The 20541-nt window shown below is 66.3% G+C and carries 19 protein-coding genes and 1 pseudogene; 16 read left to right on the forward strand and 4 right to left on the reverse strand.

The genetic code is table 11. The features are described from left to right. Positions 1-4: 4 nt before the first annotated feature. From HMPREF0298_RS05905 to ypfJ, 4 genes and pseudogenes are all read right to left on the reverse strand, one after another. The gene (locus tag HMPREF0298_RS05905) at positions 5-682 is read right to left on the reverse strand and encodes an FMN reductase (RefSeq protein ID WP_006840210.1); all 678 of its coding nucleotides are present in this window, start codon (positions 680-682) and stop codon (positions 5-7) included. Continuing rightward, entirely contained in the window at positions 682-1815 is a 1134-nt protein-coding gene (locus HMPREF0298_RS05910) for an LLM class flavin-dependent oxidoreductase (RefSeq protein ID WP_006840211.1), read from the reverse strand. The genes HMPREF0298_RS05905 and HMPREF0298_RS05910 overlap by 1 nt, the downstream gene beginning before the upstream one ends. Positions 1816-1896: 81 nt before the next feature. Further along, the gene (locus tag HMPREF0298_RS05915) at positions 1897-2610 is read right to left on the reverse strand and encodes a CBS domain-containing protein (RefSeq protein ID WP_006840212.1); all 714 of its coding nucleotides are present in this window, start codon (positions 2608-2610) and stop codon (positions 1897-1899) included. Between the two features lie 3 nt (positions 2611-2613). Further along, a pseudogene (ypfJ, locus tag HMPREF0298_RS05920) lies at positions 2614-3511 on the reverse strand (KPN_02809 family neutral zinc metallopeptidase). A gap of 226 nt (positions 3512-3737) precedes the next feature. Here ypfJ and aspS point away from each other — a divergent pair. From aspS to HMPREF0298_RS06000, 16 genes are all read left to right on the forward strand, one after another. Next, entirely contained in the window at positions 3738-5546 is a 1809-nt protein-coding gene (gene aspS, locus HMPREF0298_RS05925) for an aspartate--tRNA ligase (RefSeq protein WP_006840216.1), read from the forward strand. Positions 5547-5557: 11 nt separating this feature from the next. Beyond that, the gene (locus tag HMPREF0298_RS05930; protein WP_006840217.1) at positions 5558-6790 is read left to right on the forward strand and encodes a phosphotransferase; all 1233 of its coding nucleotides are present in this window, start codon (positions 5558-5560) and stop codon (positions 6788-6790) included. Positions 6791-6827: 37 nt separating this feature from the next. Further along, positions 6828-8150 (forward strand): replication-associated recombination protein A, encoded by a 1323-nt coding sequence (locus tag HMPREF0298_RS05935; RefSeq protein ID WP_040422748.1) that lies wholly within the window; start codon positions 6828-6830, stop codon positions 8148-8150. Between the two features lie 94 nt (positions 8151-8244). Beyond that, on the forward strand, positions 8245-10911 hold the full coding sequence (alaS, locus tag HMPREF0298_RS05940; RefSeq protein WP_006840219.1) for an alanine--tRNA ligase: 2667 nt from the start codon (positions 8245-8247) through the stop codon (positions 10909-10911). 58 nt (positions 10912-10969) lie between these two features. Then, on the forward strand, positions 10970-11464 hold the full coding sequence (gene ruvX / locus HMPREF0298_RS05945) for a Holliday junction resolvase RuvX (RefSeq protein ID WP_006840220.1): 495 nt from the start codon (positions 10970-10972) through the stop codon (positions 11462-11464). Next, positions 11461-12609, forward strand: coding sequence for an endolytic transglycosylase MltG (gene mltG / locus HMPREF0298_RS05950; protein WP_006840221.1), 1149 nt, complete (start codon positions 11461-11463; stop codon positions 12607-12609). Before ruvX ends, mltG begins: the two co-directional genes overlap by 4 nt. Continuing rightward, the gene (locus HMPREF0298_RS05955; RefSeq protein ID WP_006840222.1) at positions 12609-13418 is read left to right on the forward strand and encodes a shikimate dehydrogenase; all 810 of its coding nucleotides are present in this window, start codon (positions 12609-12611) and stop codon (positions 13416-13418) included. Before mltG ends, HMPREF0298_RS05955 begins: the two co-directional genes overlap by 1 nt. A gap of 27 nt (positions 13419-13445) precedes the next feature. Then, complete coding sequence (locus HMPREF0298_RS05960) at positions 13446-13850, forward strand: prepilin peptidase (protein ID WP_006840223.1); 405 nt, start codon at positions 13446-13448, stop codon at positions 13848-13850. Between the two features lie 13 nt (positions 13851-13863). Then, positions 13864-15090, forward strand: a complete 1227-nt coding sequence (gene aroC, locus HMPREF0298_RS05965) for a chorismate synthase (RefSeq protein ID WP_040422750.1) — start codon at positions 13864-13866, stop codon at positions 15088-15090. Further along, positions 15083-15637 carry a shikimate kinase gene (locus tag HMPREF0298_RS05970; protein WP_050758320.1) on the forward strand — a complete coding sequence of 185 codons (555 nt, stop codon included), beginning with the start codon at positions 15083-15085 and terminating at the stop codon, positions 15635-15637. The genes aroC and HMPREF0298_RS05970 overlap by 8 nt, the downstream gene beginning before the upstream one ends. 13 nt (positions 15638-15650) lie before the next feature. Beyond that, positions 15651-16700, forward strand: coding sequence for a 3-dehydroquinate synthase (gene aroB / locus HMPREF0298_RS05975; protein ID WP_006840226.1), 1050 nt, complete (start codon positions 15651-15653; stop codon positions 16698-16700). Continuing rightward, complete coding sequence (aroQ, locus tag HMPREF0298_RS05980) at positions 16697-17143, forward strand: type II 3-dehydroquinate dehydratase (RefSeq protein ID WP_006840227.1); 447 nt, start codon at positions 16697-16699, stop codon at positions 17141-17143. The genes aroB and aroQ overlap by 4 nt, the downstream gene beginning before the upstream one ends. Next, positions 17130-18221, forward strand: a complete 1092-nt coding sequence (locus HMPREF0298_RS05985; RefSeq protein ID WP_006840228.1) for an aminopeptidase P family protein — start codon at positions 17130-17132, stop codon at positions 18219-18221. The genes aroQ and HMPREF0298_RS05985 overlap by 14 nt, the downstream gene beginning before the upstream one ends. Before the next feature lie 69 nt (positions 18222-18290). Continuing rightward, complete coding sequence (gene efp, locus HMPREF0298_RS05990) at positions 18291-18854, forward strand: elongation factor P (RefSeq protein WP_006840229.1); 564 nt, start codon at positions 18291-18293, stop codon at positions 18852-18854. Then, a complete protein-coding gene (nusB, locus tag HMPREF0298_RS05995; protein ID WP_006840230.1) occupies positions 18854-19420 on the forward strand; it encodes a transcription antitermination factor NusB in 567 nt (188 codons plus the stop codon). The genes efp and nusB overlap by 1 nt, the downstream gene beginning before the upstream one ends. Positions 19421-19433: 13 nt before the next feature. Beyond that, positions 19434-20285, forward strand: coding sequence for a PPK2 family polyphosphate kinase (locus HMPREF0298_RS06000; RefSeq protein WP_006840231.1), 852 nt, complete (start codon positions 19434-19436; stop codon positions 20283-20285). The last annotated feature ends 256 nt before the right edge of the window (positions 20286-20541 follow it).

The raw sequence follows: 20541 nt of genomic DNA on the forward strand, positions 1-20541 counted from the left end.
TGAACTATTCGCCACGGTGGCCCCGCAGCAGCTCGGAAAAAGGTATGAAATCATCGGTCACATCCACACCCGCCTTGCGTTTGCGCGGTGGGACGTCCGCGCTCGAGTCCGTCACCGCGCCGGCGAGCCCGCCAACGGAGCCCTCGGTGGCGACGATGAGCCGGGCCAGCTCGGCGGCGGCGCGGGCGACGCGCTTGTTAAAGTCCGCGCCCTCCGGCCCGCCGAAATCATCAGTGGCGGCGAACAGCGAGGTGGGAACCACGACGGCGCGCATGTAGGTCAGCAGCGGGCGCATCGCGTACTCAGTCACCAGCGAGTGGCGCGCCGTGCCCGCGGTCGCGGCGATAATCGTCGGCATTCCGTTGAGGGCGTCGGTGTCCAGCACGTCGAAAAACATCTTGAACAGCCCCGTGTAGCTCGCCTTGAACACCGGGGTCACGGCGACCAGGCCGTCGGCCTCGCTGAGCTGTGTCTTGACCTCGTCGAGGCGCGGGGTGGACATGCCCGTCGAGGTGTGCTGGGCCAGATCCCCCGTAAGCTCGCGCAGCTCGATGGTGGTCACCTCGAGCTTCTCGCCCCGCCCGCCGACGGCCGAGGACACCGCATTAGCAATCGTGTCGGCCACCTGGCGCGTTGTGGAGGGCGTCGATAAGCCAGCGGAAAGAACAATCAGGCGCTTCATTAATTCGCCTCCCCGTCGTTGCCCGGGTTGACCTCGAAGTGCGGCAGGGAGAGGCCTTCGCGCTTCGCGGCCAGCAGGGTGTCAAACGTCGGCGGGTCTGACGGCACATGGTCTGGGCGGCGCGCCTCCATGCGGCGGCGCAGCTCCGGAACGACCTCGGTGGCAAGGCGCTCGAGCTGGCTCAACACGACCTCCAGCGGTAAACCGGCGTGGTCGATGAGGAAGAGCTGGCGCTGGTAGTCGCCCACCCAGTCCGCGAACTGCATCGTGCGCTCAATAATCATCTCCGGCGTGCCCACCGTCAGCGGGGTCAGCTCGGTGAACTCCTCCAGCGAGGGGCCGTGGCCGTAGACGGGGGCGTTGTCGAAGTAGGGGCGGAACTCCTTTTTCGCCTGTTCCTCGGAGTCGGCGATGTAGACCTGCCCGCCGAGGCCGACGATCGCCTGGTCCGCGCTGCCGTGGCCGTGCGCCTCATAGCGGCGGCGGTACAGGTCAACCATGGAGGCGGTGTGCTCCTTGTTCCAGAAAATGTTGTTGTGGAAGAAGCCGTCGCCGTAGTAGGCGGCCTGCTCGGCGATCTGCGGGGAGCGGATCGAACCGTGCCAGACGAACGGCGCTACGCCCTCAAGCGGAGCCGGGGTGGCGGTGAAGCCCTGCAGGGGAGTGCGGAACTGGCCCTGCCAGTTCACCACAGGTTCGCGCCACAGTCGGCGCAGCAGGTGGTAGTTTTCCACCGCGAGCGGGATGCCCTGGCGGATGTCTTTGCCAAACCAGGGGTAGACCGGCCCGGTGTTGCCGCGGCCCATCATCAGGTCCATGCGCCCGTCGACGAGGTTCTGCAGGAAGGAGTAATCCTCGGCGATACGCACCGGGTCCGTGGTGGTGATGAGCGTGGTCGCGGTTGACAGCTGGATGTTCTTCGTCTTCGCGCCGATGTGGGCGAGGTGGGTAGTCGGCGCAGAGGGGACGAACGGCGGGTTGTGGTGCTGGCCGGTGGCGAAGACATCGAGCCCGAGCTCGTCGGCTCTAACGGCAATCGCCGTCATGGCGTCGATGCGCTCCTTTTCCGTGGGGGTTGTTCCCGTGGTGGGGTCGGTGGTGACGTCGCCGATGGTGAAAATTCCGAACTGCAAGGGTGAGCCTCTTCCTTGGAAAGTGTTGTTGCTTCTATCCTAACGCAACAATGGTGACGTATCACCGATTCCATCGGGGGGCTAGACGGCCTTGAGCAGGCTCGGGATATCCGAAGCCGTGGCGACGGCCAGGGGTTTCTGGGTGTCGTTGCCCGCCTCGGTGAAGATCGCGGCGCGGGGCAGGGTGCCGTCGTCAAGCGGTGTGGTCAGCGCGTTGAGTGCGCTCAGCGGGGTCGCGGTGCGCGGGAGGAAGACCGCCTGGTCCTGGCTCTCGGAGTAGTGCAGCGCCTCGGCGACCGTTATCGCGTCGAGTTTGTCATCCGCGCTGAGGTCGGCGGCGACCCACCGCGCGATGGCGTTGGTGGTGAGCAGGCCGACGTACTTAGTGCCGTCGTAGATGGGGAACTGCGAGATCTTGCTCTCGCGCAGGGTTGTCAGTGGCGAGTGGATGTCGTCGTCAGGCGCGAAGGTGACCACCTGCTGCGCGCCGAGGACACTAATCGCCAGCGCGGGGCGCAGCAGCACGTCGCGGATGCGCTCGATGTCCGCGACCGTCTCCGGCAGAGGCTCCGCAATCGGCTTGAAATCCCGGTACTCGCCGTGGCTGATCGCGTTTCGCAGCTCCGCGAACTCTTTTAAGTCCGCGGCGTACTCGCGAGAGATCAAACCCTTCTTGGCCGCAAGGTTGGCCATCCAGGAGAATCCGTCCGACTTTTTTGCATTCAACACATCGCGCAGGTACGCCTCGATGTCGTTGAACGCCGCTAAAAATGCCGCCCCACGATTTTCCGCCATGGTTTAGGAATATACGCCGCGGTCCAGATAGTCGCAGGAGCGCATGTGGCCGTCCTGGTAGCCGCGCAGGAACGCCTCCTCGCGCTGCTGCGAGGAGCCGTGAGTCCACTCGTCGGGGTTGACCTCGCCGCCGGAACGCTTCTGGATGTTGTCGTCGCCCACGGCGCGGGCGGTTTGGATTGCCGCGGTGATCTGCTCCCGGGTAAACGGCTCCAGCAGGGCATCCTCGCCCTTGTCGGCGTGCGACGCCCACAGGCCCGCGTAGCAATCAGCCTGTAGCTCAATGGCCACGGCCGCCGAATCCTCGCCGGGCTGGTTGTAGTTGCTCATGCCCAGGGTGCCCTCAAGCTGCTGGATGTGGTGGCCGAACTCGTGAGCGACAACGTACATCTGGGCGAGAGGCGCGTCCGTGCCGCCGAGCTGCTCAAGCTGGTTGAAGAAACTCACGTCGAAGTACGCGGTGGTGTCCGCGGGCAGTAGAACGGGCCTGTCTGCGCCGAGGCCATGCCGCAGCCGGAGTTGACGGTGTTTTGGAACAAGGTCAGGCCCGGCTGGGTGTACTCGATGCCGGCTTCGGCGGGAAGGATGTCCTGCCACACGTTGTCGACGGACACGGCCGTCGCCTCCAGGCGGCAATCGGCGTACTCGTTCGCTGCACCTGCGGCGTTGCAGTGGTCGAGGTTGTAGCCCCGCCATCGGTGACCTGGTTCGGCTCGGCCAGCGGGAGCGGAATCTGACCGCCGCCTCCACCGCCTCCGCCGCCGAGGAGCAGGAACAGGCCAATGAGCAGCAGGGTGCCCAGGCCGCCACCGCCGATCACCATGGGTGCGGCGCCACGGCCGCCGCCGGAGGCTGTGGTCGCACGGTTTCCGGAGCGACGGTAGCTGTCTTTGAAAGTCATGGCAGCAATTTTGCCAAACCCTGACAGCGAACGCGCACATCTACCGGCCCAACTCGCGCGCGTGGCAGCCAGTCACGTGGCTCGGAGGGCCAACGCCGGTGCCGCGCGCGGGGAAGGAGTAGAGTAGAAGCCCGCTAAGCGTTGCCGCGTACAGGGCCGGCACATCAGGCCCACTTTGAAAAAATATGGCAACACCCCCGTGACTAGAAGGACGTGGAAAAAGATAGTGCTGCGCACCCACCTCGCCGGAGACCTCCGCAAAGAACTCGATGGCCAGACCGTAACGCTCACCGGGTGGGTCTCGCGCCGCCGCGACCACGGAGGCGTTATCTTCATCGACCTGCGCGACCGCTCCGGTCTCGCGCAGGTGGTGTTCCGCGAGTCCGAGGTCGCCGAGGCGGCGCACGACCTGCGCAGCGAGTACTGCATCAAGGTCACCGGCGTGGTCGAGCCGCGCCCGGAGGGTTCGGCAAACCCGAACCTTGCCTCGGGCGAGATCGAGGTCAACGCGGTCGAGCTCGAGGTGCTGAACAAGTCCGCAGCGCTGCCGTTCCAGGTTGAGGACTTCTCCTCCAACGAGGTCGGCGAGGAAACCCGCCTGAAGTACCGCTACCTTGACCTGCGCCGCGAGCGCCAAGCCGCCGCGCTGCGCCTGCGTTCCGACGCCAACCGCGCCGCCCGCGAGGTGCTCAGCCGCCACGACTTCACCGAGATTGAAACCCCGACGCTGACCCGCTCCACGCCCGAGGGCGCGCGCGACTTCCTCGTGCCGGCGCGCCTGCGCCCCGGCTCCTGGTACGCGCTGCCGCAGTCGCCGCAGCTGTTCAAGCAGCTGCTCATGGTGGCCGGCATGGAGCGCTACTTCCAGATCGCGCGATGCTACCGCGACGAGGACTTCCGCGCCGACCGCCAGCCGGAATTCACCCAGCTCGACATCGAGGCGAGCTTTGTCGACCAGGACGACATCATCGAGCTGGCCGAGGAGATCCTCGTCGAGCTGTGGAAGCTCATCGGCGTGGAAATCTCCACCCCGATCCCGCGAATGACGTACGCCGAGGCGATGGAGAAGTACGGCTCCGACAAGCCCGACCTGCGCTTCGGTATCGAGCTGGTGGACTGCACGGAGTTCTTCAAGGACACCCCGTTCCGCGTGTTCCAAAACGAGTACGTCGGCGCCGTGGTCATGGAAGGCGGGGCGTCTCAGCCACGCCGCCAGCTCGACGCCTGGCAGGAGTGGGCAAAGCAGCGCGGTGCAAAGGGCCTGGCATACATCCTGGTCCAGAAGGACGGCGAGCTGTCCGGCCCGGTGGCCAAGAACATCACCGACGCGGAGAAGGCGTCGATTGCGCAGCACGTCGGCGCGAAGCCGGGCGACTGCATCTTTTTCGCCGCCGGCGACACCAAGAGCTCCCGCGCTCTGCTCGGCGCCGCCCGCGGTGAGATCGCGCGTAAGCTCGACCTGATCAAGGAAGGCGACTGGGCGTTTACCTGGGTCGTCGACGCGCCGATGTTCGAGCCCTCCGCAGACGCCACCGCGTCGGGCGACGTCGCGCTGGGCCACTCCAAGTGGACCGCCGTGCACCACGCATTTACCTCCCCCAAGCCGGAGTACCTGGAGTCCTTTGACTCCGAGCCCGGCGAGGCGTTGGCGTACGCCTACGACATCGTCTGCAACGGCAACGAGATCGGCGGCGGCTCGATCCGTATCCACCAGCGCGACGTCCAGGAGCGCGTGTTCAAGGTCATGGGCATTACCGGGGAAGAGACCCAGGAGAAGTTCGGCTTCCTACTCGAGGCCTTCGCCTTCGGTGCCCCGCCGCACGGCGGCATCGCGTTTGGCTGGGACCGCATTGTCTCGCTGCTCGGAGGGTTCGACTCCATCCGCGACGTCATCGCCTTCCCGAAGTCCGGCGGCGGCGTCGACCCGCTGACCGATGCGCCCGCGCCGATTCCGACGGCACAGCGCAAGGAAACCGGTGTCGATTTCAAACCGAAGAAGGCCGACGCCCCGGCTGATTCGGGCGCCCCCAACTAAGGAGCCGACGCATGGAGCAAAGCGACGTCATCCCCGCTGCTGAGGGCATCCTGACCCGCCGCTTTGGCGGGGCGCAGGAGCTTGTCGACGCCACCCGCCTGCCCGGCTCGGGCATCGCGGGCGTGTACCGGGCGAAGGTGGCCTCAAACCCCTTCCTGCAGCACCGCTCCGTGGTAGTGAAGTACTCGCCATTGGTGGGGGACCCACTCGAGGACGCCGCCTACTTGCGGGAGGTCGTCGCGTACCAGTTCACGACGTCGTTAAGCGAAGAAGTGCGGCCGGGCCCCGTGCTTCTGGGCTACGACGTTGACCAGCGCATCATTATCATCACCGACTCAGGCGACGGCGACACCCTGGACAGCCTGCTCGCGGAGTCCACCGCTGAAGAGCGGGTCAACGTGCTGCGTTCCTTCGGCTCGGCACTGGGCAGGATGCACGCCGGCACAGCCGACAAGGAAGACGCGTTCAATGTGCTCTTTACCCGCCTGACCCGCGCCCACAGCGGTGCCGAGGGCGTGCAGAACCTTCGCGACCGGCTGCTGTTCCACCGCATCCGGCTCGGGCTGGAGATGATGGAGCAGGCTGGCATCGAAGTCCCGGACGAGGTCAAGGCCGTGGCCGAGAACGTCAGCTACCGCCTGCTCAAGGGCGGCAACCGCGCGTTTACCCCCTTCGACCTCGCGCCTGACAACGTGATCTACGCCGAGACAATCCAGTTCCTCGATTACGAGTGGGCGGGTTTCCGCGATGTCACGTTCGACCTCGCCTCCGTCATCGCGGGCTTTCCCAACTACATCTCCACCGACCCGATCACCGACGAGGAGGCCCACGTGTTCACCGAGACGTGGGTGCGCGAGGTCAGCGGGCTGTGGCCGGAGGTGGAGCAGCCCGAAACGCTGCACGCACGGATCACCGCTGCGCTGATCGCCTGGGCGCTGTCCAGTGTCTCCGTGCTCAACGTCAACGCCCACAGCGAGGTGTGGGAGCAGGACGAGAGGATCACCGCCGATTTCCAGGCCGCGGGCGTCGACGTGGGCGCCGCCGTGCACCTCGAGGAGTTCGAGGTCAGCGGGGATCTGCTGCGGCCCGCGTACCAGGGCCCGTTTACCGCCGACGAGCAGCTCGTGCGCCGCGACCTCTACGAGACCTTCGAGGCGCTCGCGCGCTATTCCGGCGCAGGGTCCGACCCCGCGCACAAGGTCATCTCCGAGTTCGCGCACGCGGTGGCGCGCAGGCTGAGCTAGGGGTAGTGGCGTGGAGGAAGGACTGTTCGGCAACGATCTGGCCGCCCGCGCGGCGGGCAACCGCGGCTCCAGCCTGTTCGCCGTAGGGGAGTCCGCCCCGCTCGCCGCGCGGATGCGCCCGCAGAGCCTAAGCGACGTCGTCGGCCAGGACCACGTGCTGGGCGAGGGCAAGCCGCTGCGCCGGCTCGTCGAGGGCTCCGGCGCGGCGTCCGTTATCCTTTACGGCCCGCCCGGGACGGGAAAGACCACCATCGCCTCGCTGATCGCGTCAACGATGGGGCAGAACTTCGTGGGTCTTTCGGCGCTGTCGTCCGGGGTCAAGGACGTGCGGGAAGTGATCGCGCAGGCTCGCCGCGACCTCACGCGAGGTGAGAAGACCGTGCTGTTTATCGACGAGGTGCACCGTTTTTCCAAAACGCAGCAGGACGCCCTGCTCGCCGCAGTGGAAAACCGCACCGTTCTGCTCGTTGCCGCGACGACGGAAAACCCGTCGTTTAGCGTCGTGGCGCCGCTGCTGTCGCGCTCGCTGCTGCTGCAGCTGCGCTCGCTGGAGCCCGAGGACATCGGCGACGTGATCGACCGTGCCATGGTTGACGAGCGCGGCGTGGGCGGGGACAAGACGCTCGAGCCGGCCGCCCGCGAGCAGCTCGTGTTGCTCGCCGGCGGCGACGCGCGCCGCGCCCTGACCTACCTCGAAGCCGCCGCCGAAGCAGTCGATGACAACGGCGCGATCACCGTCGAGGTGGTGCGCGACAACGTCAACCGCGCCATTGTGCGCTACGACCGCGACGGCGACCAGCACTACGATGTCATTTCTGCGTTTATCAAGTCAATCCGTGGCTCGGACGTTGATGCGGCCCTGCATTACCTGGCGCGGATGATCGAGGCGGGGGAGGACCCTCGCTTCATCGCGCGCCGCCTGGTCATCCACGCCTCGGAGGACATCGGCATGGCGGATCCGACCGCGTTGCAGACGGCGGCGGCTGCGGCGCAGGCCGTGCAGTTCATCGGGATGCCGGAAGGGCGACTGGCCCTGGCGCAGGCGACGATCCACCTTGCCACGGCGCCGAAGAGCAATGCCGTCTACGAGGCGATCAACCGCGCTCAGGCGGACGTCGCTAAGGGCAAAGCTGGCCCGGTCCCCGCGCACCTGCGTGACGGGCACTACAAGAATGCGGAGGCGATGGGAAACGCCGTGGGCTACGTCTACCCGCACGACGATGAGCGTGGGGTGGTTCAGCAGCGCTACATTCCGGAGGGTCTCGACGACGCCGTCTACTACGCCCCGGCTGGCCACGGCGCGGAGAAGCGGATCAGGGAATACTTGGGCCGGCTGCGGCGAATGGTGCGCGGCAGCTAGCGCCCCGCCACGCGGTCGATCGCCGACGAGGGCACCTGCGCGGGTAAAGTGGTTCGCGATTTAGAACCCCTCCACTTGTTAAAGGATACCGCCCGTGCAGACCCATGAGATCCGAGAGCGTTTCACCCAGCACTTCATCAACGCCGGACACGAGCCGGTGCCGAGTGCCTCGCTGATCTTGGACGACCCGACGCTGCTGTTCGTCAACGCGGGCATGGTGCCGTTTAAGCCCTACTTCCTGGGCCAGCAAACACCGCCATTTGCCTCCGGCACCGCGACATCCATCCAGAAGTGCGTGCGCACCCTCGACATCGAGGAGGTGGGTATCACCACCCGCCACAACACGTTTTTCCAGATGGCGGGCAACTTCTCCTTCGGCCAGTACTTCAAGGAAGGCGCGATCAAGCACGCCTGGGCGCTTCTGACCAACCCGGTCTCCGAGGGCGGCTACGGGCTCGACCCGCAGCGGTTGTGGGTCACCGTCTACCTTGACGACGACGAAGCCGCCGGCATCTGGGAGAACACGATCGGCGTGCCCGCCGAGCGCATCCAGCGCATGGGAATGGAGGACAACTTCTGGTCCATGGGCGTGCCCGGTCCCTGCGGCCCATGCTCCGAGATCTACTACGACCGCGGCCCCGAGCACGGCAAAGAGGGCGGTCCCATCGCCGACGACACGCGCTATTTGGAGATCTGGAACCTCGTGTTCATGGAGTCGATCCGCGGCGAGGGCGACAAGAAGGGCTTCGAGATCATCGGCGAGCTGCCGAAGAAGAACATCGACACCGGCATGGGCGTCGAGCGCGTCGCCTGCATCCTGCAGGGCGTGGACAACGTCTACGAGACGGACCTGCTGCGCCCAGTGATCGACGCCGCGATCGAGCTCACCGGCGCGCGCTACAACGCGGGCAACACGCGTGACGACGTCCGCTTCCGCGTCATCGCCGACCACTCGCGCACCGCGATGATGATCATCCTGGACGGAGTCACCCCATCCAACGAGGGGCGCGGCTACATTCTGCGCCGCCTGCTGCGCCGCATCGTGCGCTCAGCGCGCCTGCTCGGCGCCACCGCGCCGGTGCTGGAGCCGTTCATGAACACGATCATGGACACCATGACCCCGTCGTTCCCCGAGATCGCCGACAACCGGGAGCGCATCGTGCGCGTCGCCGTGGCCGAGGAGCGCGCGTTTATGAAGACGCTGGAGTCCGGCACGCACCGCTTCGAGGAGGCCGCGGCATCGGTGAAGGCTGCCGGGGCCGGCACGCTGCCGGGAGCCCAAGCCTTCGAGCTGCACGACACCTACGGCTTCCCCATCGACTTGACGCTGGAGATGGCGCGCGAGTCCGGTCTCGAGGTGGACATGGACGAGTTCAACCGGGAGATGGCGCTGCAGCGCGAGCGCGCCAAGGCCGACAACAAGGCGAAGAAGCAGGGCAACCTCGATGAGTCGCTGTACCGCGAGTGGGTTGATTCCCACCCGACCGAGTTCGTCGGCTTCAGCGAGCTGGCCCACGACGGCACCGTCATCGGCCTCGTGCGCGACGGCGAGAAGGTCACCGAGGTCTCCCAGGGCGATGAGGTCGAGGTCATTCTCGACGTCACCCCGATGTACGCCGAGTCGGGCGGGCAGATGGGTGATCGTGGCCGCATCGTCGTCGGCGATACCGTGCTCAACGTCACCGACGTGCAGAAGGTGGGCAAGAAGCTGTGGATCCACAAGGCCACCGTGCAAAACGGCGGACTTGACCTGGGCCAGGGCGTGACCACCGAGGTGGATAGCTCGTGGCGCCACGGCGCGCGCCAGGCGCACACCGCCACCCACCTCATCCACGCGGCGCTGCGCCAGGTGCTCGGCCCCACCGCGGTGCAGGCCGGATCCCTGAACAAGCCGGGTTACCTGCGCTTTGACTTTAACTACACCGAGCAGCTCAGCGACGAGCAGCTGCGCGAGATCGCGACGATCACCAACCAGGCGGTCGACGCCGACTTCGCTGTCAACACCATTGAAACCTCGCTCGAGGAAGCCAAGGCGATGGGTGCGATGGCGTTGTTCGGTGAGAACTACGGCGATGTCGTGCGCGTCGTAGAAATTGGCGGGCCGTTCTCCATCGAACTGTGCGGCGGCACGCACGTCGATCACTCTTCCCAGATCGGGCCCGTGGCGGTTCTGGGCGAATCCTCTGTTGGTTCCGGGGCGCGACGCATTGAGGCGTACTCGGGCTTGGAATCCTTCCGTTACTTCTCCCGCGAGGCCGCCTTGGCATCGGGTCTGGCAGCAGAGCTGAAAACGCCGACCGAGCAGCTGCCGGACCGCATCGCGCAGCTGACCGATCGCCTGCGCGCCGCGGAGAAGGAGCTCGCGGCGATGCGCCGACAGCAGCTCTCCAGCCACACCGCGCAGTACGTCGAGCAGGCGCAGCAGGTCGCGAAGTTCTCGCTGGTGTCGGTCAAGCTCCCCGACGGGCTCGGCGCCGGTGACCTGCGCACCATGGCGTCCGACGTGCGCGAGCGCCTCGGCGCGCGCCCTGGTGTGGTCGTGCTCGCCTCCAGTGTTGACGGCAAGGTGCCCTTCGCCGTGGCAGTTACAAAGCCCGCGGTCGAAGCAGGTGTCAAGGCCGGTGACCTGGTCAAGCTCATCGGCGGCTACGTTGACGGCAAGGGCGGCGGCAAGCCGGATCTGGCGCAGGGCTCGGGCTCGAATCCGGAAGGGCTTTCGGCCGGCTTCAGCGCAGTTAGGGATCACCTGGCACAGGCTTGAGTTCTCGTACCGTAAGATAACAAATCGGACACGTTACTATCACGAGCGAGGACAGGCTATGAAGGTGCTCCCCGACACACCAGGGGTGGATGACCCGGGCAACGGCCGACGCATCGGGCTCGATGTCGGGACCGTTCGCATCGGTGTCGCCGTCTCCGACCGCGACGCACGCCTGGCTATGCCCGTTGAAACCGTGGACCGTGTGACTAATTTCGGAGATGACGACGGGGCGGACGTCGACCGCCTCGTTGAGCTGATTGGTTTTTACGGGGCCGTCGAGGTCGTCGTCGGTCTGCCCCGTGACCTCAAGGGCAACGGTTCGAAAAGCGTCAAGCACGCCGAAGACATTGCGGCGCGCCTTCGCGCACGTTGCGGCGTCCCGGTGAGGATGGGCGACGAGCGCCTCACCACTGTGGCCGCCACGCACGCGCTTCGCGCGTCCGGGGTCAGCGCGAAAGCGGGCCGCAAGGTGATCGACCAAGCTGCGGCGGTGGAGATCTTGCAATCGTGGCTCGATGGCCGACTAACTACTCTCAAGGAGACTCACCCATGACAACTGGACGAATCGCCCGGCAGCGCACCCTCGGCGTAGCCGTCATCGTCGCATCCATTTTGCTCATCGTGGGCCTTATCGCGTGGATCGGCCTGGCGCGCTCGGCCGGCGGCGGGGACTTCCAGGGCGAAGGAACCGGTGAAGAGCAGGTCGTGGAGATCGCCGAGGGATCGAGTGTGTCCGCGCTCGGGCCCCAGCTGGAGGAGAAGGGGGTTGTGAAGTCGAACTCCGCGTTCCAATCCGCGGCGATGGCGCACCCGGAGTCCCACAACATCCAGCCCGGTTTCTACCGCCTGCAGTCGGGCATGAGCGCTGAGGCAGCAGTAGCCGCCCTGCTCGACCCGGCGAACAGGATCACACCACTGCAGGTCAACGGCGGGGCGACGCTGATGGACATCAACGTCGTCGGCGGGCAAACCCGCCAGGGGATCTACTCGCAGATCCAGCAGGTTTCGTGCGGGGACACTCCGACGCAGGACTGTGTGACCGTCGAGAAGCTCCAGCAGGTCGCGGCGAACACGAACCCCGCTGACCTCGGTGTGCCTGAGTGGGCCGTCGAAACAGTCACCGCGCGCGCCGGTGACCCGAAGCGCCTCGAGGGTCTGGTCGCCCCTGGAGAGTACATCATCGATCCGGGCGCCGACGCCGAGACAATCCTCACCGACCTGATTTCCCGCTCGGCGGACCTGTACGACTCCACCGACATCGTCTCTCGCGCGGAGTCGATTGGCCTGACCCCCTACGAGCTGCTTATTGCGGCGTCGTTGGTCGAGCGTGAGGCTCCGGCGGGCGAGTTTGACAAGGTCGCGCGCGTGATCCTCAATCGGCTGGCAGCGCCGATGCGTCTGGAGTTCGACTCCACCGTCAATTACGACCTGCCCACGGTCGAGGTCGCCACGGGCGATTCGGCGCGCCAGCGCGTCACCCCGTGGAACACCTACGCGATGGACGGCCTGCCGGAGACCCCGATCGCTTCGCCCTCGCTGGAGGCGATCACCGCGATGGAGAACCCCGCCGAGGGCAACTGGCTGTTCTTCGTCACCATCGACTCCGACGGCACGACGGTGTTCAACGACACCTTCGAGCAGCACCTCGAGGACACGCAGCGCGCGTATGAGTCCGGCATTTTGGATTCGCAGCGCTAATGGACGTCAACCATCGCGCGGCCGTGCTCGGCTCGCCGATCGAGCACTCGCTGTCGCCGGTTCTGCACAACGCCGGCTATGCCGCGGCGGGTCTTGATGATTGGCAGTACTCGCGCATTGAATGCACAGCCGATGAGCTGCCGGCCATCGTCGGTGGTGCGGACGAGTCGTTTCGCGGCTTCTCGGTGACGATGCCGGCGAAGTTCGCCGCTCTCGAGTTCGCCACCGAGGCCACGCAGCGCGCAGCGGCGATCGGCTCGGCCAACACGCTCACGCGTATCGACGGTGGGTGGCGCGCGGACAACACCGACTGCGAGGGCATCGTTGGTGCGCTTTCCGCCCTGCTTGGCGATGCCCCGATTGCCTCCTCGCTGGTCATCGGCGCCGGCGGGACGGCGCGCCCGGCGCTGTGGGCGCTCGGTGAACGGGGAGTGCGGCACCTGACGGTGCTCAACCGCAGCGACCGCAGCGCCGAGGTGCGCCCGTTGGTCAGGGACGCTGAGGTGCGCTTCGCCTCCTTTGATGCGGACATCACCGCGCTCGCGGTCGAGGCGGACGTGATCGTCTCCACGGTCCCCGCGCACGTGTTGACGGACTACGCGGGGCGGCTCGCGCATGCGCCCGTGGTGGACGTGATTTACAAGCCGTGGCCCACGCCGCTGGCGACGGCCGCGGCGGCCAACGGGTACACGTCAGTGGGCGGGCTGGTCATGCTTGCCGAGCAGTCTTTCAGCCAGTTCGAGCAGTTCACCGGCGTTGCCGCGCCGCGTGAGGCGATGCGCGAGGCACTTTTCCACCACGGGCGCTAGGCCGAGCGATGCTCTAGCGTTAGCCCCATGTTGTTGTGGGGGGCCGCGGCGCTGGGGTGGAGCGTGGCGTTGGCGTATTTCGATCATACGAGGCTGCGCCTGCCGGATTGGCTGACGCTGCCGGGTGTGATTGTTGCCTTGGGCGCGTGCTGGGTGAACCCGTGCGCGCTGTGGGGTTTGCTCTGGCCGTCTGCGTACCTCGTTGCCGGGCCCGGCGTGGGTGGAGGGGATGTGAAACTGGCGGTCCCGCTGGGCGTGGCCTGCGCACTGCTCGCGGGTGTCGGCGCAGTGCTCGCCGCGCTCCTGGCCGCGAGCCTGTTTACGCTGGTCGCGGCGGGTATAACGCGCAGGCGCCGCCTCGCTCACGGGCCGTCGATGCTCGCGGCGGCCTGGCTGGTAGGCCTATATGCGCTGGCGCAAGGCGACCTGTGACACAATGTTGCGCATGCTTCGTTGGACCACAGCTGGGGAATCCCATGGCCAGGCGCTTGTCGCCATGATCGAGAACATGCCTGCCGGCGTGCCCGTGACCAAGGAGGAGATCGGCCATCAGCTCGCGCGCCGCCGGCTTGGTTACGGCCGCGGGGCACGCATGAAGTTTGAAGCCGATGAGCTGACCCTTCTCACGGGTGTGGTGCACGGGCTGAGCATCGGCAGCCCGATCGCCATCCAGATCGGCAACACCGAGTGGCCGAAGTGGACGACGATTATGTCCCCGGAGCCGGTGGACATGGATGACCCCGAAGTGGCCAAAGCGATGAGCTCGGGCCGCGGTGCGCAGCTGACCAGGCCGCGTCCCGGCCACGCGGACTTCGCAGGCATGGTTAAGTACCGCCACGCGCACGCGCGTCCGATCCTCGAGCGCTCCTCGGCGCGGGAGACGGCGGCGCGCGTCGCCGCGGGTGCCGTCGCGCGCTCGTTCCTGCGCGAGGTCCTCGGCGTGGGAATCGTCTCCCACGTCATCTCCATCGGGGAGTCCGCGCCGTACACCGGACCCGCGCCCACGCCCGCCGACATTGAGGCCGTCGACGCCTCGCCCGTGCGCGCATTCGACAAGGCCGCCGAGGAAGACATGGTGGCGCGCATTGAGGCGGCGAAGAAGGACGGCGACACCCTCGGCGGCATCGTGGAGGTCGCCGTCGACGGCCTGCCGATCGGCCTGGGTTCCCACATCTCGGGCGACGCGCGCTTAGACGCACAGCTCGCCGCGGCGCTGATGGGCATCCAGTCGGTCAAGGGCGTCGAGGTCGGCGACGGTTTCGAGGAGGCGCGCCGCCGGGGTTCCGTGGCCCACGACGAGATGGTCCGCGACGACGACGGGGTGCGCCGCCTGACAAACCGCGCCGGCGGGCTAGAAGGGGGCATGACCAACGGCGAGCAGCTGCGGGTGCGCGCTGCGATGAAGCCGATCTCCACGGTGCCGCGCGCTCTGCGCACCGTCGACATGGCGACCGGCGAGGCGGCGACGGGCATCCACCAGCGCTCCGATGTCTGCGCCGTACCCGCGGGGGGAGTTGTCGCCGAGGCGATGGTGGCGCTCGTGCTCGCGCGCGCTGTGACCGAGAAGTTCGGCGGCGACAGTCTTTCGGAGGTCAAAGCCAACGTTGTCTCGTACAATGACTATGTTTCGAAGCGTCTGGCTTTCCCGGGTATTGGAGGTTCGGATGAATGATCCGCAAAGCGCTGTAGCTGCGGCGGCTGCAGTGGTGCACTCGCGCCCGCGCGTGGTGTTGGTGGGGCCGCCGGGCGCCGGAAAGTCGACGATTGGGCGTCGTCTAGCGAGCGCTCTGAACTTGCCGCTGGTGGACTCCGACGAGCTGATCGAGCAGGGGGAGGGCAAGGCCTGCGGCGAGGTCTACCTCGAGCACGGCGAGAAGAGCTTCCGCGAGCTCGAGGCCGGTTACGTCGCCACAGCGCTCGCGACCGGCGGGGTGGTCAGCCTCGGCGGGGGAGCAGTGCTTAACGACGCCACCCGCACGCTGCTGAAGGCCCACACTGTGGTGTGGATCGATGTCAGCGCGGAAGAAGGGATCCGCCGCACCGCCAACGAGACATCGCGCCCGGTGCTGAACGCGGCCGACCCGGCGCAGCACTACCGGGACCTGCTGGCCTCGCGCGAGCACCTGTACCGTCAGGTCGCCAGCCACCGAGTGCGCACAGACGATCGGCCGCCGCAGCGCGTGGTGGCCGAGGTATTGGGAATCATCGATTCCCTGTGAAGGAGCAGAAAACATGGCAGTAGTCGAGGTCAACGGGCCTTCCCCGTACAAGGTTCACATCGGCCATAGCAACCTCGCCGGGGTCGCCGAGCGCGTGGGTGCGATCGGCGCGCGCAAAGTGCTCATCGTCCACCAGGTGCCGCTGGCGGCCGTGGCGCGCGAGATCTGCCGGGCTGTGGAGTCCGCCAACGTCGAGTGCATCCTGGCGCCCGTGCCGGATGCCGAAGACGGCAAAACCATGGAGGTTCTTTCCGGGCTGTGGGCACTGTTGGGGGAGAAGAAGTTTTCGCGCCAGGACGTCGTTGTCGGCGTCGGCGGCGGCGCCGCGACCGATCTGGCCGGTTTCGTGGCGGCGACGTGGATGCGCGGGATCAAGGTCATTCAGGTGCCTACGTCGCTGCTCGGCATGGTCGACGCCGCCGTCGGGGGCAAGACCGGGATCAACACCGCTGCGGGCAAGAACCTCGTGGGCAGCTTCCACGAGCCGGACTCGGTGTTTATCGACCTTGAGCGGCTCATCACGCTGCCGGAAGAGGAGCTCATCTCCGGCTCGGCGGAGCTGATTAAGACCGGGTTTATCGCGGATCCGCGGATCCTGGAGCTGTACATGGACGACCCCCAGGCCCACTACGCGGAGCTGGTGGAGCGCTCGGTGGCCGTCAAGGCGTCCGTGGTCAGCCAGGACCTGAAGGAATCGGGCCTGCGCGAGATACTCAATTACGGCCACACCCTCGGCCACGCGATTGAGCTGCGCGAAAACTACACGTGGCGCCACGGCAACGCCGTGGCCGTCGGAATGATGTTCGTCGCCCACCTCGCGCGCAACAGGGGGCTGATCGGCGACGACATCGTGGAGATGCACCGAAACATCCTCGAACGCATCTGCTTGCCCACAACCTACGAGGCGGGCGCGTTCGACGAACTGTATGAGGCGATGACGCGCGATAAGAAGAACCGCGACGGCCGGGTGCGCTTCGTCGTGCTCGATTCTCTGGGTTCGTGCACCCGAATCGAGGATTCAACCGTCGAGGAGATGCGCGAAGCGTATTCTGCTATCTCATGAAGGTTTTAGTGCTCAACGGGCCCAACCTGAATCGGTTGGGCAAGCGCCAGCCGGACGTGTACGGCTCCGAGACACTTGAGGACGTCGTGACGCGGCTTGGCCGCACCGCCGCCGAGCGCGGCGTGGAGCTAGAGTGCCGCCAGAGCAACCACGAGGGTGCGCTCATCGACTGGGTGCACGAGGCCGCTGACGGCGGCTGGCCGGTCATTATCAACCCGGGGGGCTTGACGCACACCTCGGTTGCGCTTCGCGACGCGCTGGCCGAGGTCGCCGACGGCGCGGGCTTCATCGAAGTCCATATCTCGAACGTCCACTCCCGCGAGGAGTTCCGCCACCACTCGTACCTCTCGCCGCTCGCCATCGGGGTGATCGCGGGGTTGGGCACGACCGGTTACGATCTCGCGCTCGATTACCTTGTCAGGAGGAACCATGCCGCTTGCTGATACCCGCTTCGCCACCCGCCGCCGAAAACTGGCGAGTATGCTCGCCGCGCAGCGTGTCGACGTGATGCTGGTGACCAACCTGGTCAACGTTCGCTACCTCGCGGGTTTTTCCGGCTCCAACGCCGCGCTGAAGATTTCCAAGGACCTCTCAGCTGAGATCTCCACCGACGGTCGCTACACCACCCAGGTCGCGGCCGAGGTCCCGGACATCGAGGCGACGATCACCCGCCACTGCGCCGAGGCGCTGCTGTCCGGTGTGCCGGAGGGCCGCCGCGTGGGGTTCGAGGCGGACTACGTCTCCGTCGCCATGCTCGATCGTCTCACCAAGGCGTGCCCCGAGGGCGTGACACTCGTGCCCGTGCGCGGGGTGATCGAACAGATCAGGCTGATCAAGGACGGAGTCGAGTTGCGCGGTCTGACCGAGGCCGCGCAGCTCGCGGCTCAGGCGCTGACGGGTCTCGTCGAGTCCGGTGAACTCGCCGCCGGTCGCACCGAGCGCGACATCGCCGCCGACCTCGAGTACCGCATGCGCCTGCTCGGCGCCGAGCGGCCCAGTTTCGACACGATTGTCGCCTCCGGGCCGAACTCCGCCATGCCGCACTACAGCGCCGGCGAGCGCACGCTTGCCGACGGCGACCTGGTCACCATCGACTTCGGAATGCACCGTCACGGGTTCAACTCGGACATGACGCGCACCTTCGTCGTCGGCCACGCCACAGACTTCGCCCGCGAAATCTACGACATCGTGCTGCGCGCCCAGCTCGCCGGCATCAATGCGGCGACTCCGGGAACGGCGCTTGTCGACGTCGACAAGGCGGCGCGCGAGATCATCGAGGACGCGGGTTACGGCGACTACTTCACCCACTCCACCGGCCACGGCATCGGTCTAGAGGTCCACGAGGCTCCCGCCGCCGCGCCGACCGGCAAGGGCGTGCTGGAGGAGAACATGCTGCTGACCATCGAGCCCGGCATCTACGTCCCCGGCAAGGGCGGGGTACGCATCGAGGACACGCTGATCATCACCTCCGGCGCGCCGCAAGTCATTACCGAGTGGGACAAGGCGCTGACCATTGTTTAAGTCCCCCGCCGGTGGTGTAGCATTGTCGTGTTTGCATACCACTCCCGACCACTAGGAAAGGCACGTCACGTGGCAACTACCGCCGATTTCAAAAACGGTCTTGTGCTCAAGGTTGATAACAAGCTGCAGCAGATCATTGAGTTCCAGCACGTCAAGCCGGGCAAGGGCCCCGCATTCGTGCGCACCAAGCTCAAGGATGTCGTCTCCGGCAAGACCGTGGACAAGACCTGGAACGCCGGCGTGAAGGTGGAGACCGCGACGGTGGACCGCCGCGACATGACGTACCTGTACAACGACGGCACCAGCTACGTTGTCATGGACGACAAGACCTACGAGCAGTACGAGCTGCCGGAGGACAAGTTCGGCGAGGCGTCGCGCTTCCTGCTGGAGAACATGCGCGTGCAGGTGTCCTTCCACGAGGGCGAGGCACTGTTCGCGGAGCTGCCGATCTCGGTCGACCTGAAGATCGAGCACACCGAGCCGGGCCTGCAGGGCGACCGCTCCACGGGCGGCACCAAGCCCGCGACGCTGGAAACCGGTGCGGAGATCCAGGTCCCGCTGTTTTTGGAGACCGGCAACGTGGTCAAGGTGGATACGCGCACGGGCGAGTACCTCTCGCGCGTGAACCAGTAATGACTGATTACAAGCGCCGCGGCGCGCGGTACCGGGCGCGCCGCCGAGCCGTGGATATCCTCTTCGAGGCCGAGACGCGCGACATCGACCCCGTCGCGGTGGTCGAGGACCGCATCGAGCTGGCCCAGGACCCGCAGAACGCGGTCGCGCCGATTGCGGAGTACACCCGCGAGATCATCACCGGGGTTGCCGAAAAGCTTGACGACATCGACGACGCCGTCGAGCAGTTCCTCTCCCAGGATTGGGAGTTGGGTCGCCTGCCGGCCGTTGACAGGCAGATTCTGCGTGTCGCCGCCTGGGAGATCCTCTTCAACGACGACGTCGCCGCCCCAATCGCGATCTCCAACGCGCTGGGGATGGCGGAGGAGTACGCGGGCCACGCGGCACCGCCGTACATCCATGCCGTGCTCGACGACGTCGTCAAGACGCTCCCCGTGCCCGAGTCCGCACCGCCCGCCGAGCAGTCGCCTGAGCGCAGCGACGTGCTCGGCGAGATCGTCGCCGAGGCGCCGATTGCCGAGCCCCGCGCGCTGGACATCGAGCGCGACGAACCGCACAAGGCTTAAGTAAGGACAAACCATGGCCAGGATTTCTGTAGAGGAAGCGCAGCAATTCCGCGTCGATGAGAACTTCCAGCTTGCCGACGTCGACCCGACCGCGACCCCGGGGCTCGACAGCGATAAGAAGGTGGACAAGGCTTTCGATACCTTCGACGACGAGCTCGAAGACCTGCAAGAGATGCTCTTCGCCAACGCCCGCGCGGGCAACAGCGATGCGGGCAGCGTCCTTTTGATCCTGCAGGGCATGGACACCTCGGGCAAGGGCGGGCTGATCAAGCACGTTGTGGGTTCCACGATGGACCTGCAAGGCGTGCGCGTCCACGCGTTCGGCCCGCCGACCGAGGAGGAGCGCGCCCACGATTTCCTGTGGCGCTTCGAGCCGCACGTGCCGGAGCCTGGCATGGTGGCGGTGTTTGACCGCTCCCACTACGAGGACGTGCTGGTGCAGCGCGTGAAGCAGATGGCACCGCCGGAGGAGATTGAGCGCCGCTACGGCGCGATCGTCGAGTGGGAGAGCGAGCTGGCCGCGCGCGGCGTGGAGATCATCAAGGTCATGCCGCACATTTCGCGCGAGTTCCAGGAGGAGAACCTGCGCGAGCGCATCCTAAATGAGGAGAAGCACTGGAAGTACAACCCAGGCGACATCGATGATCGCCGCCTGTGGTCGCAGTACATGGCCGCCTACCAGATCGCGCTGACCCGCACCTCCACCGACGCAGCGCCCTGGTACTGCATCCCGTCCGACAACAAGGACTACTGCCGCACCGTGGTCAAGACCCTGATGTACGACGCGCTGAAATCGCTTGGCCTGTCGTGGCCGGAGGCCGATTTCGACCCCGAGGTGGAGCTGGAGAGGCTCGCGCATTCCTAGGGGTCGCGGTCTCGGGTCCGCTAAAGTTCTCGGTGATGGAAACGCGCCGCGAAGAAGAGGTCTGAATGTCGCAGGAGACGGTATCGCGGCGGCCTGTAGCGTGGCTTCTGATTATTGCGGTGTGGGTGGTAACTCCGTATAACAGCCCCCACAATCCCAATCTGTCGTGGTATCTGTACGTGGTCCTTCTTGCAGTCACCGTGGTGTACGGCCTAGCAACCGCAGTGAGCAGACGCGACTGGCTTCTCTACCCCGC

Source organism: Corynebacterium lipophiloflavum DSM 44291, assembly GCF_000159635.1.
In the GTDB taxonomy this organism is placed as follows: Bacteria; Actinomycetota; Actinomycetes; order Mycobacteriales; family Mycobacteriaceae; genus Corynebacterium; species Corynebacterium lipophiloflavum.